The 13,880-nt window shown below is 74.2% G+C and carries 13 protein-coding genes; 2 read left to right on the top strand and 11 right to left on the bottom strand.

The features are described 5' to 3' along the window. Positions 1–699 (bottom strand): UdgX family uracil-DNA binding protein, encoded by a 699-nt coding sequence (locus tag ACN27D_RS23660; RefSeq protein WP_121686670.1) that lies wholly within the window; start codon positions 697–699, stop codon positions 1–3. 50 nt (positions 700–749) lie between these two features. Further along, on the bottom strand, positions 750–2,084 hold the full coding sequence (locus tag ACN27D_RS23655; RefSeq protein ID WP_421500013.1) for an aminotransferase class I/II-fold pyridoxal phosphate-dependent enzyme: 1,335 nt from the start codon (positions 2,082–2,084) through the stop codon (positions 750–752). A 38-nt stretch (positions 2,085–2,122) separates the two neighbouring features. Between ACN27D_RS23655 and ACN27D_RS23650 the strand changes: the two genes are divergently transcribed. Together ACN27D_RS23650 and leuE are read left to right on the top strand one after the other, a co-directional pair. Further along, positions 2,123–3,370 (top strand): bifunctional pyridoxamine 5'-phosphate oxidase family protein/GNAT family N-acetyltransferase, encoded by a 1,248-nt coding sequence (locus ACN27D_RS23650; protein ID WP_421500012.1) that lies wholly within the window; start codon positions 2,123–2,125, stop codon positions 3,368–3,370. Continuing rightward, entirely contained in the window at positions 3,367–4,029 is a 663-nt protein-coding gene (gene leuE / locus ACN27D_RS23645; RefSeq protein WP_120571072.1) for a leucine efflux protein LeuE, read from the top strand. The genes ACN27D_RS23650 and leuE overlap by 4 nt, the downstream gene beginning before the upstream one ends. Before the next feature lie 13 nt (positions 4,030–4,042). On the opposite strand, the gene ACN27D_RS23640 is transcribed toward leuE, so the two are convergent. From ACN27D_RS23640 to ACN27D_RS23600, 9 genes are all read right to left on the bottom strand, one after another. Beyond that, complete coding sequence (locus ACN27D_RS23640) at positions 4,043–4,972, bottom strand: sporulation protein (RefSeq protein ID WP_421500011.1); 930 nt, start codon at positions 4,970–4,972, stop codon at positions 4,043–4,045. A gap of 102 nt (positions 4,973–5,074) precedes the next feature. Then, on the bottom strand, positions 5,075–6,139 hold the full coding sequence (locus ACN27D_RS23635) for a hemolysin family protein (protein WP_350814243.1): 1,065 nt from the start codon (positions 6,137–6,139) through the stop codon (positions 5,075–5,077). Beyond that, positions 6,136–7,491, bottom strand: coding sequence for a hemolysin family protein (locus ACN27D_RS23630; RefSeq protein ID WP_350814242.1), 1,356 nt, complete (start codon positions 7,489–7,491; stop codon positions 6,136–6,138). The genes ACN27D_RS23635 and ACN27D_RS23630 overlap by 4 nt, the downstream gene beginning before the upstream one ends. Before the next feature lie 163 nt (positions 7,492–7,654). Then, positions 7,655–7,987 carry a monovalent cation/H(+) antiporter subunit G gene (gene mnhG, locus ACN27D_RS23625; RefSeq protein ID WP_121683666.1) on the bottom strand — a complete coding sequence of 111 codons (333 nt, stop codon included), beginning with the start codon at positions 7,985–7,987 and terminating at the stop codon, positions 7,655–7,657. Further along, positions 7,987–8,250: a monovalent cation/H+ antiporter complex subunit F gene (locus ACN27D_RS23620; protein WP_120571077.1), complete on the bottom strand. Its 264-nt coding sequence runs from the start codon at positions 8,248–8,250 to the stop codon at positions 7,987–7,989. The genes mnhG and ACN27D_RS23620 overlap by 1 nt, the downstream gene beginning before the upstream one ends. Then, positions 8,247–8,897 carry a Na+/H+ antiporter subunit E gene (locus tag ACN27D_RS23615; RefSeq protein WP_358170276.1) on the bottom strand — a complete coding sequence of 217 codons (651 nt, stop codon included), beginning with the start codon at positions 8,895–8,897 and terminating at the stop codon, positions 8,247–8,249. The genes ACN27D_RS23620 and ACN27D_RS23615 overlap by 4 nt, the downstream gene beginning before the upstream one ends. Further along, on the bottom strand, positions 8,894–10,399 hold the full coding sequence (locus tag ACN27D_RS23610; protein ID WP_252454451.1) for a Na+/H+ antiporter subunit D: 1,506 nt from the start codon (positions 10,397–10,399) through the stop codon (positions 8,894–8,896). Before ACN27D_RS23610 ends, ACN27D_RS23615 begins: the two co-directional genes overlap by 4 nt. Beyond that, positions 10,396–10,878: a Na(+)/H(+) antiporter subunit C gene (locus tag ACN27D_RS23605; RefSeq protein ID WP_120571080.1), complete on the bottom strand. Its 483-nt coding sequence runs from the start codon at positions 10,876–10,878 to the stop codon at positions 10,396–10,398. Before ACN27D_RS23605 ends, ACN27D_RS23610 begins: the two co-directional genes overlap by 4 nt. Then, the gene (locus ACN27D_RS23600; RefSeq protein WP_121683670.1) at positions 10,875–13,709 is read right to left on the bottom strand and encodes a Na+/H+ antiporter subunit A; all 2,835 of its coding nucleotides are present in this window, start codon (positions 13,707–13,709) and stop codon (positions 10,875–10,877) included. The genes ACN27D_RS23605 and ACN27D_RS23600 overlap by 4 nt, the downstream gene beginning before the upstream one ends. Between the last annotated feature and the right edge of the window lie 171 nt (positions 13,710–13,880).

The following is a 13,880-nucleotide window of genomic DNA, read 5'->3' as shown; positions in this document are numbered from 1 at the left end:
TCAGCGCAGCGCCTTGGCGGCCACCTTCAGGTCGGCGACCAGCCCCTCGTACGCGACGTCCTGGTTGTCGGCGCGCAGCACCGCGGACGGGTGGATGGTGGCGAGCAGCCGGGCCGCCGGGGCGTCGGCCACAGCGCCCGTCCGGTCCACCGGCACCCGCTCGAAGTCCTCCGGGTGCTGGGCGGCGGCGGGCCAGGGCATCAGCTCACCGCGCTGCTTCGTCACCCGGAAGCTCGGGCCGAGCAGCGCCTTGGCGGCTGTCGCGCCGAGCACGACCACGATCTCCGGGCGCAGCCGGGCGAACTCGGCGACCAGCCAGGGCCGGCAGGCGGTGACGTGCACCCGGTCCGGGGTCTGGTGGATGCGCCGCTTGCCGCGCAGCTCGAACCGGAAGTGCTTCACGGCGTTCGTCAGGTAGATCTGGGCCGGGTCCAGCGCCGCGTCGTCGACGGCCTTGCGCAGCAGCCGTCCGGCCGGGCCGACGAACGGCAGCCCCTTCTGGTCCTCGATGTCGCCCGGCTGCTCGCCGACGAAGACCACGCGCGCGTGTTCGTCGCCGCGGCCGAAGACGGTCTGGGTGGCGTCCCGGTACAGCTCGCAGCCCCGGCAGCCGCCCGCCGCGGCGCGCAGCTCGTCGATGGTGTCCGCCGACGGCGGGATGAACTCCTGCGCTCCGGGGGCGCTCTCGGTCTCGGCCATGCCGACCGTTCTACCCCGTCGGGCGGAGCCCACGCGAGCGCTTGCCGCGATCAGGCGGTGAAGGTCGGGGTGGGCCGGGTGGCGCGGGCGATCGCGTCGGCGAGCGCGGGGATGTCCGCCTCGTCCAGCGCGCTCACCGAGACGCGCACGGCGGGGGCGGCGGCGATCCGGTACAGGCCGCCGGGGGCGAGCGACCACCCGGCGTCGCGCAGCGTCGTGACCGCCACCGTCTCGTCGGGCACCGGCACCCACACGTTGATCCCGGTACGCCCGTGCGCGGCCACCCCACGCGCGGCGAGCGCGGCCACCAGCCCGTCGCGCCGCCTGTCGTAGCTGTCCGCCGCGTGCCGCACCAGCCCGGCGGTGGCCGGGTCGCGCCAGAGCGACAGGACCAGGCGTTGCAGCACCGTGGAGACCCAGCCGGCGCCGACCCGCGCCCGCCCGGCGACCCGGGCCACTGTGGCCTCGTCGCCGGCCAGCACAGCCAGCCGCAGGTCGGGCCCGTAGGGCTTGCTCACCGACCGGACGAAGGCCCACGCCGGGGTCGCCCCGGCGAGCGGGCACAGGGGTACGCGGGCCAGCTCGGCGGCGTGGTCGTCCTCGATCAGCAGCAGGTCGGCGCGGCCGGCGAGCAGCGTCCGCAGCGCGTCGGCCCGGCCGGCGGAGACGGCGGCGCCGGTCGGGTTCTGCGCCCGGCTGGTCACCACGAGCGCCCGGACCCCGGCGGCCAGCGCCGCCCGGACGCCGCCGACGGTGGGGCCCTCGTCGTCCACCGGCACCCCGACGGTACGCAGCCCGAGCGCGGCGATCAGGTCGAGCAGGTTGGCCCAGCCCGGATCCTCCACCGCCACCGCGTCACCGGGGCGCAGGTGGGCGGCGAGCAGCCGTTCGATGCCGTCAAGCGCGCCGCCGGTGACTGTCAGCTCGCCGTCCGGCACCCCGTCCGCGGTGAGCCGGTCCCGGGCCAGGGCGGCCAGGTCGGGCAGCACGGCGTCGGTCGCGTACCCGCCGGGGGGTCCGATCTCGGCGGCGAGCGCGGCCAGGTGCGGCCCGAGCGGGGGCAGCAGCCGGGGGTCGGGCTGACCGGCGGAGAGATCGCGGCCGCCGGTCAGCGGCGGGGGCAGCAGCGCGGAGCGGCGGGCGGCGACCGGCGGGCGGGGGCGCACCCGGGTGCCGTGCCGGCCGGCGGTCGCGACCAGGCCGCGTTGCCGCAGTTCCTGGTACGCCTTCGCGACGGTGGCCGGGCTGACGCCGAGGTCGGCGGCGAGCGCCCGGACGGCGGGCAGGGCGTCGCCCGGAGCGAGGTCACCGGTGCGGATGCCGGATTCGACGCTTGCCGAAATCGCGGCTGAGGTGGAGCCGACGATCTGATAATGTGCTGCCACAGTTCGGAGATTGTACTAGCACGAAGGTGGGATGTCACGTGTACCCCCCGACCGAACGCACCACCGCCAGCCGCGTCCGCGACCGGATGCACTACGACCGGGCGACCGCCCACGCGCTGCTCGACGAGGCGTACCACTGCGCGCTGGCGTTCACAGTCGACGGTGAGCCGCGCGTCCTCCCGACGCTGCACGTCCGCCTCGGCGACACGCTCTACCTGCACGGGTCCACCGGCAGCCGGGCGCTGCTCGCCGCCCGGGGCGAGGCCGGGCTGCCGGTCTGCGTCGCCGTCACCCACCTCGACGGGCTGATCTACGCCCGCTCCCAGTTCCACCACAGCGCCAACTACCGCTCGGTGGTGGCGCACGGCACCGCCCGGCTCGTCGACGACCCCGGCGAGAAGGCCGCCGTGATGACCGCGCTGGTGGAGAAGGTGGCCACCGGCCGGTCCGGCGACAGCCGCCCGCCGAACCGGCGCGAGCTGGCCGAGACGGCCGTGCTGGCGCTGCCGCTGCGCGAGGTGTCGGTACGGATGCGCACCGGCGGCGTCAACGACGAGCCGGCCGACGAGGCGCTGCCGTACTGGGCCGGTGTGGTGCCGCTGCGGCTCACGCCGGGCCGCCCCGAACCGGCGCCCGGGGTGGCCGCGCCGGTGCCGGCGTACCTGCGGACGGCCCGCTCGCCGTGGCACGAGCCGGCGGTGCTGCGCGGTGAGCACGTCGTGCTGGAGCCGCTCGACCTCGCCCACGCCGACGAGCTGTACGCCGCCACCGCCGACCCGGAGGTCTGGCGGCACCTGGGCGGCACGCAGCCCGCCGACGCCGACGAGATGCGCCGGGTGGTCGCCGGCTACCTGGACGCGCAGGAGCGCGGCGAGCAGGTGTGCTGGACCCAGCGTTGCGCGGTCACCGGCGCGGTGATCGGCACGACCTCGTACTACGAGATCGACCCGGTCCGCCGGTCGCTGGCCGTCGGCTACACCTGGCTGGGCCGCCCGTGGTGGCGTACCGGCGTCAACACCGAGGCGAAGCTGCTGCTGCTGGGCCGGGCCTTCGACGACCTGGACGCGGTCCGCGTGGTCTGGCACACCGACATCCGCAACGAACGCTCGCAGCGGGCGATCGCACGGCTCGGCGCGAGCCGGGAGGGCGTGCTGCGGCAGCACAAGCAGCGCGCCGACGGCTCCTGGCGGGACACCGTGCAGTACTCCATGCTCGCGCAGGAGTGGCGGAAGGCACAGGTCAGCCTGCGGGAAAGGCTTCGCCCCACGGCGGGCGCGGCGTCATGATGTCCGGCGTGCTGGGGATCACCGACATCTGGACGTACGTGCTGGGCACAGTGGCGATCGTGCTGCTGCCCGGGCCGAACTCGCTCTTCGTGCTGGCCACCGCCGCCCGCCGGGGCGTGGCCACCGGTTACCGGGCCGCCGCCGGAGTGTTCGTCGGCGACGCGGTGCTGATGGTGCTGTCCGCCGCCGGGGTGGCCTCGCTGCTCCAGGCGTACCCGCCGCTCTACCTGGTGATCAAGTACGCCGGCGCGGCGTACCTCGGGTATCTGGGGCTGGCCATGTTGCGCGGCGCGTGGCGGCGCTGGCGCGACCGCAACGACCCGGCCACGCCGCGCCTGATCGACGAGGTCGAGCCGGCGGAACAGCGGGAGCCGTTCCGGCGGGCGCTGGTGATCAGCCTGCTCAACCCGAAGGCGATCCTGTTCTTCGTCTCGTTCTTCATCCAGTTCGTCGACCCCGGGTACGCGTGGCCGGCGCTGTCCTTCCTGCTGCTCGGGCTGATCGCACAGGTCGCCAGCGCGATCTACCTGACCGTGCTGATCTTCACCGGCACGTACCTGGCGGCCCAGTTCCGGCAGCGCCGCCGGCTCGCCGCGAGCGGCACCACGGCGGTCGCGGTGCTGTTCCTCGGCTTCAGCCTCAAGCTCGCCGCCGGCTGACCGGCGGCGCCGGTCAGGTGCCGTCACCACCTCCGCCACCACCGCCGATGCCCGCGCCGCCGGCCGTCCCACCGAGCCCGTAGCCCGGCGCGACGGGCCGGTCGGGCCGGCGGCTGACGTGCGCCGACTCGCGGATCGTGGCGGACCAGTCGGCGTGCGCGGCGGCCGCCGCGTGCCGGTCGATGGTGTGCCGCAGCCAGCCGTCCACTGTGGCCACCCAGTCGCGCTGGTCGGCCCCGGCGTGCCAGACCCGGAACCGGCTGATGCTCTGGTGGGTGATCCCGGCCAGGGAGAGCCGCCGGTCCACCCAGAGCAGCACCTCCATGCCGGCCGGGTCGGTCAGCATGATCACTTCGAGTTCGGTCATCGGGCCGGCGTAGAGCGGGGCGGCCCAGAACCCGTACCACTGCTGGAACGGCAACGTCTGCTCCACCCCCGGCAGCCGTCCCTCACGCAGCCCCGCCTGCCGGATCGCGAAGCCGAGCGTGTCCAGCGCGGCGAGCACATGCTCCTGGGTGGGCAGCGGGTGGATCAGCACCGGCACCATCGCGCCCTGGTCCACCTCCGGGTCCACCGACACCTCGGTGCGCAGCCCGGTACGAAGGCTCAGCAACGGCACCCCGCCGTACGTGGTCACCGGCGACTCCCACGGCAGCGGCACGGCGAAGTCGACCGCCCGCCGCCGCCCGGCCGGCACCACGAACCGTCCCGCGATCGTCCACGTCTGGAACTGCACCAGGCGGCGCGGCGCCTCCGGGTCCTCCGGTTCGACCTGGGTCACCAACCCCAGCCGGATGTGCCGGACCGGCACGTCCGAGCCGCCGGCGGCGAGCGTCACCCGGCCCGGCAGGCGCAGGCCCGGCCGGGTGCTCGGGTTGGGCACCGTGGTGCTCACCGAGAGCCCGGTCCAGGCGGAGTCCCGCGACACGCCGGTCAACCGCATGCCGGGGCTTTCCCGCTGCCCGCCCGGCCATGCCAGGCCGGAACGGACGCCGGCCCGGCGGGGTGGTCTCCCACCTCGCCGGGCCGGCATGGATCATGACGGTCAGCGCATCCGGCGGCCTCGCGGCACCGGGTCGGTCTCGTCGTCGAACTCGCCGATGACCTCCTCCAGGAGGTCCTCCAGCGCGACGAACCCGATCGGGCGGGTCGGCCCACCGCCGTTGCTCACCAGCGCGAGCTGCGCCTGCTGCGCCCGCATCGCGGCCACCGCCTCGGTCACCGACGCCTCGGCCGGCAGCGTGAAGGCGTTGGTCATCAACTCCTCCGCGGTCGCCGGCCGGCCGGTGGTGACGGCGCGCACCGCCTCGCGTACGTGCACCAGCCCGCACACCTCGCCACCGGTGTCGACCACCGCCAGCCGGGAGCGGCCGCTGTCGCGGGACACGTGCTCGATCCGCTCGGCGGTCTCGCCCCGGCCCACCGTGACGATCCGGTCGAACGGCTCCATCACCTGGGCGACTGTGGTGCCCTGAAGCTCCAGCATGCTGCTGAGCAACTGGTGCTGCTCGGCGCCGAGCAGCCCGTGCTCCCGGGACTGCTCCAGCAGGATGCGCAGCTCGTCCGGGCCGTGCACCTGGGCCAGCTGGTCCTGCTGCTGCACCCCGAACAGGCGCAGCATCGCGTTCGCCAGCCCGTTGAGCACGGACAGCACCGGCCGGACGATCCGGGCGAACGCCCGGAACGGCAGCGCCAGCAGCGTCGCCGAACGCTCCGCGTCGGTGATCGCCCACGACTTCGGGGCCATCTCGCCGACCACCAGGTGCAGGAACGTCACGAGCGACAGCGCGAACACCAGCGCCACCACGTGACTGGCCGCGGCGGGCAGGCCGACCGCGTGCAGCAGCGGGCTGAGCAGGTGCTCGATGGCCGGCTCGGCCAGCGCGCCCAGACCCAGCGTGCACAGCGTGATGCCGAGCTGCGCGCCCGCCAGCATGAGGCTCAGCTCGCGGACGCCGTCCAGCGCCGCGCGGGCCGCCCGGCCGCCGCCGGCCGCCGCCTGTTCCAGCCGGTACCGCTTGGCCGCGACGAGCGCGAACTCTGCGGCCACGAAGAACCCGTTGAGCGCCAGCAGCACCCCGGAGAAGATCAACGCGAACCCGGGGCTCATGCGCCACCCTCCCCGGACACGTCGGCGGTCGGCCGCAGCCGCACCGAGTCGGCCACGTGCCGGTCCACGGCCAGCACCTCGACCAGCACCCGCCGGCCGCCGGCCGGCCCGTCGCCGTCCGTGGCGACCGGGATCTCCAGCCGGTCACCGACCTCGGGCACCCGGCCCAGCTCACGCATCACCAGACCGGAGAGCGTGTCGTACTCGGGCGCCTCCGGCAGTTCGATGCCGGTGCTGTCGGCGACCTCGTCGATGCGCCAGCGCGCCGGGACCACCCAGGAGCCGTCCTCCTGCCGCGCCGCGGCGCGGTCCGGCGGGTCGTCCTCGTCGCGGATCGGCCCGACCAGCTCCTCGGCCAGGTCCTCCAGCGTGATCACGCCGGCGAAGCCGCCGTACTCGTCGACCACGCAGGCGAGCTGCCGGTGCCCGGACCGCAGGCGGTCCAGCACCGTTGGCAGCGGCAGCGTCTCGGGCACCAGCAACGGGGGTACGGCCACCGCGTCGACCCGGGTGGTCGCGCGCTGCGCCGGGGGCACCCCGAGCACGTCGGCGATGCCGACCACGCCGATCAGGTCGTCGACGCCCTCGGCGCCGCTGACCGGGAACCGGGAGTGGCCGGTGTCCAGCAGCTCGACGATCCGGCTGACCGGCTCGTCGGCCCGGACGGTGTGCACGTCGACCCGGGGCACCATCGCCTCCCCGGCGGTCAGCTCCCGGAAGTCCAGACCCCGGTCCAGCAGGTCGGACATCTCGGCGTCGAGATGCCCCTCCTCCCGGGACTCGGCGATGATCTGTTCCAGGTCCTGCGGGGTGGCGCCGCTGGGCAGCTCCTCGATCGGCTCGATGCCGACCCGGCGGAGCAGCCGTACGGCGGCCCGGTCGAACAGCGTGATCAGCGGACCGGCGATCTTCAGGTACATCAGGGTGGACCGGGACAGCGCGCGGGCGAGCGGCTCGGCCCGCGCGATGGCCAGGTTCTTCGGGGCCAGCTCGCCGAGGACCATCTGCACCACCGTGGCGATGATCAGGGCGAGGGCCACCGACAGCGGCAGCGACACCGAGGTGGACAGCCCGGCCAGGCCGAGCAGGTCGGCCAGCCCGGCACCCAGGTACGGCTCGGCGACGTAACCGACCAGCAGGGCGGTCACGGTGATGCCGAGCTGCGCGCCGGACAGCATGAACGAGAGCCGCCCGGTCACCTCCAGGGCCCGGGCCGCGGCACGGTCGCCACCGTCGGCGAGCTGCTTGAGCTTGCCCCGGTCCACGGCGACGTAACCGAACTCCTGGGCCACGAAGTAACCGGTGGCGGCGGTGAGGACGGTGATGAGAAGGAGACCGACGAGGATCAACACGGGAGGTTCAGGGCTCCCGGGGTCGTCGGGGAGGGAATTCGCCGGGTATGACCCGGCCGGCTACTGCTGCCCTCCGGGGCAGGAGAGTCGATCATGCCGCCCATTTTATCGGGGGCCGCTGGATGTTCGCTGAGGGTGCCGGGAAGCCTCCCGCACGTCCGGTTCAGCGCCCGGCCAGTTCGTCGGCGTCCAGCAGCGTGCGGTCGACCCGCCCGGAGCGGTACGCGGCCCGGCCGATCATCTGCGCGGCCACCGGCGCGGTGGAGAGCTGGAAGATCGCCACCAGGACCAGCATGCCCAGATCCGAGGGGGTACGCAGGCGCAGCGCCAGCCCGGCCAGCAGCAGCAGGACGCCCAGCACCTGGGGCTTGGTGGCCGCGTGCATCCGGTCCAGGACGTCCGGGAAGCGCACCAGCCCGATGCCGGCGACCAGGGCCAGCGCCGCCCCGGCCAGCAGCAGGAAGCCACCCACCCAGTCCGCGACCGCGCCGGCCATCAGGATTCAGCCCGGACCGCGAAGCGCACCAGCGACACCGACCCGATGAAGCCGAGCAGGGAGAGCACCACCAGGACGGGCAGAGTGGTGGCGTGCCGGTTCACCGCGGCCTCCGCCCCCACCGCGGCGAGCATCGCCGACAGCAGCAGGTCGGCACCGACGACCCGGTCGAGCAGGGACGGGCCGCGGTAGATCCGGGCCAGGGCGAGCAGCGCGGTGGCCGAGAGCAGCACGGTGAGCGCGACGGCGAGCAGGACTGTCACTGGTGGTTCCTCCGTTCCACGGGTTCGATGTCGAGCCGGCGTACCTCGTCGGGAGATCCGATGGCGCGCACGATGCGCCGCTCGACGGCGAGCACGCGCTCGCGGCTGGCGGTGATGTCCTCGGGTCCGCGCACGTCGAGCAGGTGCACGTAGAGCACGCCCTCGGCCCGGTCGACGTCGAGGATCAGCGTGCCCGGCACCAGCGAGATCACCTCCGCGGTGAGCGCCAGGTTGAGATCGGTGCGCACGCGCAGCGGCACCGCGATGATCGCGCCGCGTGGGCGGTAGCCGAAGCGCAGCGCCACGGCGGCCACGTGCAGGCTGGCGCTGACCAGCTCCGCGACGAACGTGGCAGCGAACACCAGCAGCGCGCGGGGGCGTACCCGGCCGCCGAACGTGACCGGCGGCAGCGGGAAGAACAGCAGCACTGCCACGCCGACCACCAGGCCGGCGAACAGGTTGCCCCAGGACACGTCGCCCCACAGCAACATCCACGCGACGACCAGCCAGGCGAGCGCGACCGCCTGGTCCCGCCGCCGCCCACCCCGGCCGACCGTCGGTGCCGGCGCGTCCGGTGCGGGCGCGGCCCGGGGTACGCCCGCGGGCTCACCGGTCGCCCCCGCGCCCGGGGGCAGGTCGTCGGTCACGGCACGTCCCGGGGCAGGACCGCCCGCACGTACGGGGTGCGCTCGCGCAGGTCGGTGGCCGCGTCCGCGGTGACCTGGAACAGCGGCCCGGCCAGCAGCGTGAACAGCACGCCCAGCGCCACCAGGGCGGTGGTCGCCCCGACCATCAGCCCGGGCAGCCGGGCCGGCGGGGTGGCGGTGGCCAGCCGGGGCTCCCGCCAGAACGCGATGTTCCATACCCGGGAGGCGGCGTAGAGCGTGAGCAGGCTGGTCAGCGTGCCGGCCGCGACCAGCACGGCGGGCAGCGTGCCGCCGGCCGCCACGCCGGCCTGGAGCAGGCCGAGCTTGCCGAGGAACCCGGAGAACGGCGGAATGCCGGCGAGGTTCATCGCCGGGACGAAGAAGAGCACGCCGAGCATCGGGGCGATCCGCGCCAGGCCGCCGATCCGGCGCAGGTCGGTGCTGCCCGCGCGTTCCTCGACCAGGCCGGCGACCAGGAACAGCGTGGTCTGGATGGTGATGTGGTGCACCACGTAGAAGATCGCCCCGGACAGGCCGGCGACGCTGCTCAGCGCCACCCCGAAGATCATGTAGCCGATGTGGCTGACCAGCGTGAAGGACAGCAGCCGTTTCAGGTCCGACTGGGCGACCGCGCCGAGGATGCCGACCACCATGGTCAGCCCGGCCACCACCATCAGCAGCGTGGCGACCTGCCCGCCGGGGAACAGCAGCGTCTCGGTGCGGATGATCGCGTACACGCCGACCTTCGTGAGCAGGCCCGCGAAGACCGCCGTCACCGGGGCGGGCGCGGTCGGGTAGCTGTCCGGCAGCCACGCCGACAGCGGGAACACCGCCGCCTTGATCCCGAACGCGAGCAGCAGCGTCAGTTGCAGGGTCAGGCGTACGCCCGACGGCAGCGCGTCCAGCCGGCCGGCGAGCTGCGCCATGTTCAGCGTGCCGGTGGCCGCGTACACCAGCCCCACGGCGGACAGGAACAGCAGCGACGACAGGATGCTGACCACCACGTACGTCGACCCGGTCCGCAACCGCACCTCGGTGCCGCCCAGCGTGATCAGCACGAAGCTCGCGGCCAGCAGGATCTCGAAGCCGACGAAGAGGTTGAACAGGTCCCCGGCCAGGAAGGCGTTCGTCACGCCCGCGGTCAGCACCAGGTACGTGGGGTGGAAGATGCTCACCGGCGCGGTCTCCCCGGTCTCCCCCCGGCCCTGGCCGATCGAGTAGAGCAGCACGCACAACGTCACCGCCGAGGAGACGAGCACCATCAGCGCCGCCAACTGGTCCGCCACCAGCACGATGCCCACCGGCGCCGGCCAGCCGCCCACCTGCACCACCACCGGCCCGAACCGGTACGCCTGCACCAGCAGCACCGCCGCCACCACCAGGACGCTGGACAGGCAGAGCACACTCACCCACCGCTGCAACCCGGGCCGCCCGGACAGCAGCAGGGTGAGCGCCGCGCCGAGCAGCGGCACCACCACCGGAAGCGGCACGAGGGCACTCATGTGGTTTCCCCGTCCCGGCGCAACCGCCGGCGGGCCGGCTCCGGATCCACCTGCTCCGGGTCGTCGTCCGGGCCCTCGCCGCCGAGGTCCGCCGTGGACACCTCGTTGCTCTCGGCGAGCCGGACGATCTGCCGGTCCTCCAGGTCGTCCTGCACCTCGTCGTCGCCGCTGGTGTACCAGCTCCGGTAGGCGACGGCGAGCAGGAACGCGGTCAGCCCGAACGTGATCACCACGGCGGTGAGCACCATGGCCTGCGGCAGCGCGTCGCTCATCGCGCCCGGCGAGGTGGAGCCCACGAGCGGTGCGGCGCCGGCCCGCCCGCCGAGCAGGATGAGCAGGTTCACGCCGTTGCCGAGCAGGATGATGCCGAGCAGGATCCGGGTCAGGCTGCGTTCCAGCAGCAGCGTCACACCGGCGGCGACGAGCACCCCGACCGCCAGCACCAGCACCAGCGTCGGCCCGGCCGCCCCCCTCGTCATGGTGGGCCGTCCCGCTGGACGACCAGACCTCGCCCGGCCTCGCCCGCGGCCTCCACGTGCCGGTCCACCTCGGCGCCCAGGCTCCGCAGGATGTCCAGCACCAGCCCGACCACCACCAGGTAGACGCCGATGTCGAAGAACAGCGACGTGACCAGGTAGAAGTCACCGATCGCCGGCAGCCACAGGTTGACCTTCACGCTCTGGAGCACCTCGCCGGTGAGCGCCAGGCCCAGCACGCCGCTGCCGACCGAGATGCCCAGACCCGCGCCGAGCACCGTGCCGGCCCCGACCGGCGCCGCCTCGGCCAGCTCGTACCGGCCGCCGGCCAGGTAACGCAGGGCCAGCGCAAGGCCGGCGACCAGCCCGCCCGCGAAGCCGCCGCCGGGGGCGTTGTGCCCGGAGAAGAGCAGGAACAGCGAGAAGACCAGCACGGTGTGGAAGATCAGCCGGGTGACCACCTCGAACACGATCGAGCGCCGCCGCTCCGGCAGCGTCTGCCCGCCGCGCAGCCACACCGTGCGCCGGTCGCCGGCGCGCAACGCGACCGGCTGGGGACGGCGGGGACGCGGCCCGGTGCGGGAACGCTCGTAGATCAGGCTGGCCACGCCGGTCGCGGTCACCACGAGCACCGAGATCTCCCCCATCGTGTCCCACGCCCGGATGTCGACGAGCGTCACGTTCACGACGTTGCGGCCGTACCCCTCGACCAGGGCCAGGTCCGGGAAGTCGGCGGAGATCGACGGCGCCCGCCGCGCTCCGGCCGCGGCCAGCGCCAGGCCGGCCATCACGACGCCGGCGGCGATCCCGATGCCGCGCCGGACCCAGCGGCTGCGGCGCAGCGGGCGGGCCGAGAAGCGCTCCGGCAGCCGCCGCAGCACCAGCACGAACACCGCGATCGTCGCGGTCTCCACCAGGAACTGCGTCAGCGCCACGTCCGGCGCGCCGTAGAGGACGAACATCATCGCGGTGCCGTAACCGGTCACGCCGACGAGCAGCATCGCGGTGAGCCGGCGGCGCGCGCCGACCGCGAGCAGCGCGGCGACCGCGATCACCACGCAGACCACGAGCTGGGCCGGGTTGTCCCAGGGCGCCAGGTCGACCCGCCACGGCGCGGTGGCGAGCATCGCCCCGCCCGGCACGAACACCAGCACGAGCAGCACGGTGCCGAGGTACTGCGGCAGGGAACCCCGCTGGGTGGCGCCGGTGACCTCGATGGCGAGCCGGTCGAATCCGTGCGTCACCCACTCGTACCCCTGGTTGCCGTTCACCGGCGAGCGCAGCCGCGCCAGCGCGGGCGCCAGCGGGCCGCGGATCAGGTGCAGCACCACACCGCCGGCCAGCACGAGGGCGGACAGGCCGAGCGCCGCCGTGGGTCCGTGCCAGAGCGCCAGGTGCTCCTCGACCGGCCCGAACAGCTCGGCGTACGGCTCGAACAGGCCGCTCAGCCACCCGGCGGCCGGACCGGCGGCGAGCCCGGCCACGGCGAGCAGCGCCGGGGGCACGAGCATCGCGGCGGGCGGCCGGGCCAGCTCGGTGTCCGGCACACCGGGCCGGGCGCCGAACGCGCCCCAGAGGAACCGGATGCTGTACGCGACGGTGAGCGCGCTGCCGACCACCAGCACGATCAGGACCAGTGGATCGCCGGTGAACGCGGCGAGCGCCGCCTCCTTCCCGACGAACCCGAGCAGCGGCGGCACCCCGGCCATCGAGGCGGCGGCCAGCGTGGCGACGACGGCCAGCACCGGCGCGGTCCGCCTGACCCCGGACAGCTCCCGCAGGTCACGGGTGCCGGCCTCGTGGTCGAGGATGCCGACGACCAGGAACAGCGCCGCCTTGAACAGGGCGTGTGCGGCCAGCATCGCCACGCCGGCCAGCGCCGCCTTCGGGGTGCCCGCGCCGAACACCACGGTGAGCAGGCCGAGCTGGCTGACCGTCCCGTACGCCAGCAGCAGCTTCAGGTCGGTCTGCCGTAGTGCCGCCCACCCGCCGATGACGAGCGTGACCAGGCCGGCGACCACCGTGACCGGCCGCCACCCGTCGACCGGGGCGAGCACCGGGCCGAGCAGTCCGATGAGGAAGATGCCGGCCTTCACCATCGCGGCCGCGTGCAGGTACGCGCTCACCGGCGTCGGGGCGGCCATCGCCACCGGCAGCCAGGCGTTGAACGGGAACACCGCGGACTTCGCCAGCGCACCGGCGAGGATGAGCAGCACCGCGACGGTCAGGTATCCGCCGCCGGGCAGCGGCGCCGCGGCCACCTCCGACCACCGGTAGCCCCCGGCGTGGTGGCCGAGCAGCAGGAACCCGACGAGCATGGCCAGCCCGCCCAGCGTGGTCACGGTGAGCGCCTGCGCGGCGGCCCACCGGCTGGAGCGGCGCTCGGTGCTGTGCCCGATGAGCAGGTATGAGAAGACGGTGGTCAGTTCCCAGAAGACGTAGAGCAGCAGCAGGTCGTCGGAGACGACGAGGCCGAGCATGGCCCCGGCGAAGGCGACCATGACGGCGGCGAACCGGGCCAGCCCGACCGACCCGGGCGGGAAGTAGCGGGCGGAGTAGACCAGCACCAGCGCGCCGACGCCGCCGACGAGCAGCAGCATCAGCCAGGACAACGTGGTGACCCGCAGCGCCACGTCGAGCTGGAGCTGCGAGATCCAGGAGTACGTCTCGACCACCTCGCCGCCGTCGCGTACGTCAGCGGTGTGCGCCGCCGCCCAGACCGCTGTGGCGGCCGGGGCGAGCGCGAGCAGCAGGCAGGCGCGCGGACCCCACCGGCGGACCAGCAGCGGGGCGAGCAGCGCCGCCACCAGGTGCACGATCAGCAGGACGAGCACGCGTACTCCCGGTCGAGGTGACAGCGCGCAGAACACGCTGGTGTCACAACCGATCACACGCCACAGAGGCACCGAACCGGGCCGTTTTCCCCAAAACCCACCCTTACCTCCACCCGGCCGTCCCGGCCGTCCCGGCCTCTCGGGCGGTGATCAAGGAGTTTGCGGCGGGAT

Source organism: Micromonospora sp. WMMD1274, from assembly GCF_049179035.1.
In the GTDB taxonomy this organism is placed as follows: Bacteria; Actinomycetota; Actinomycetes; order Mycobacteriales; family Micromonosporaceae; genus Micromonospora; species Micromonospora tulbaghiae.
The sequence above is the reverse complement of the archived record's forward strand: the minus strand, read 5'-3'. Positions and strand labels throughout refer to the sequence as shown.

What these genes read in the sequence shown, in the direction of transcription:
- ACN27D_RS23605 (WP_120571080.1), bottom strand. Translation starts at nt 10,878, where the DNA reads ATGACGAGGGGGGCGGCCGGGCCGACGCTGGTGCTGGTGCTGGCGGTC.
- leuE (WP_120571072.1), top strand. Translation starts at nt 3,367, where the DNA reads ATGATGTCCGGCGTGCTGGGGATCACCGACATCTGGACGTACGTGCTG.
- ACN27D_RS23610 (WP_252454451.1), bottom strand. Translation starts at nt 10,399, where the DNA reads ATGAGTGCCCTCGTGCCGCTTCCGGTGGTGGTGCCGCTGCTCGGCGCG.
- ACN27D_RS23660 (WP_121686670.1), bottom strand. Translation starts at nt 699, where the DNA reads ATGGCCGAGACCGAGAGCGCCCCCGGAGCGCAGGAGTTCATCCCGCCG.
- ACN27D_RS23640 (WP_421500011.1), bottom strand. Translation starts at nt 4,972, where the DNA reads ATGCGGTTGACCGGCGTGTCGCGGGACTCCGCCTGGACCGGGCTCTCG.
- mnhG (WP_121683666.1), bottom strand. Translation starts at nt 7,987, where the DNA reads ATGGCCGGCGCGGTCGCGGACTGGGTGGGTGGCTTCCTGCTGCTGGCC.
- ACN27D_RS23635 (WP_350814243.1), bottom strand. Translation starts at nt 6,139, where the DNA reads ATGAGCCCCGGGTTCGCGTTGATCTTCTCCGGGGTGCTGCTGGCGCTC.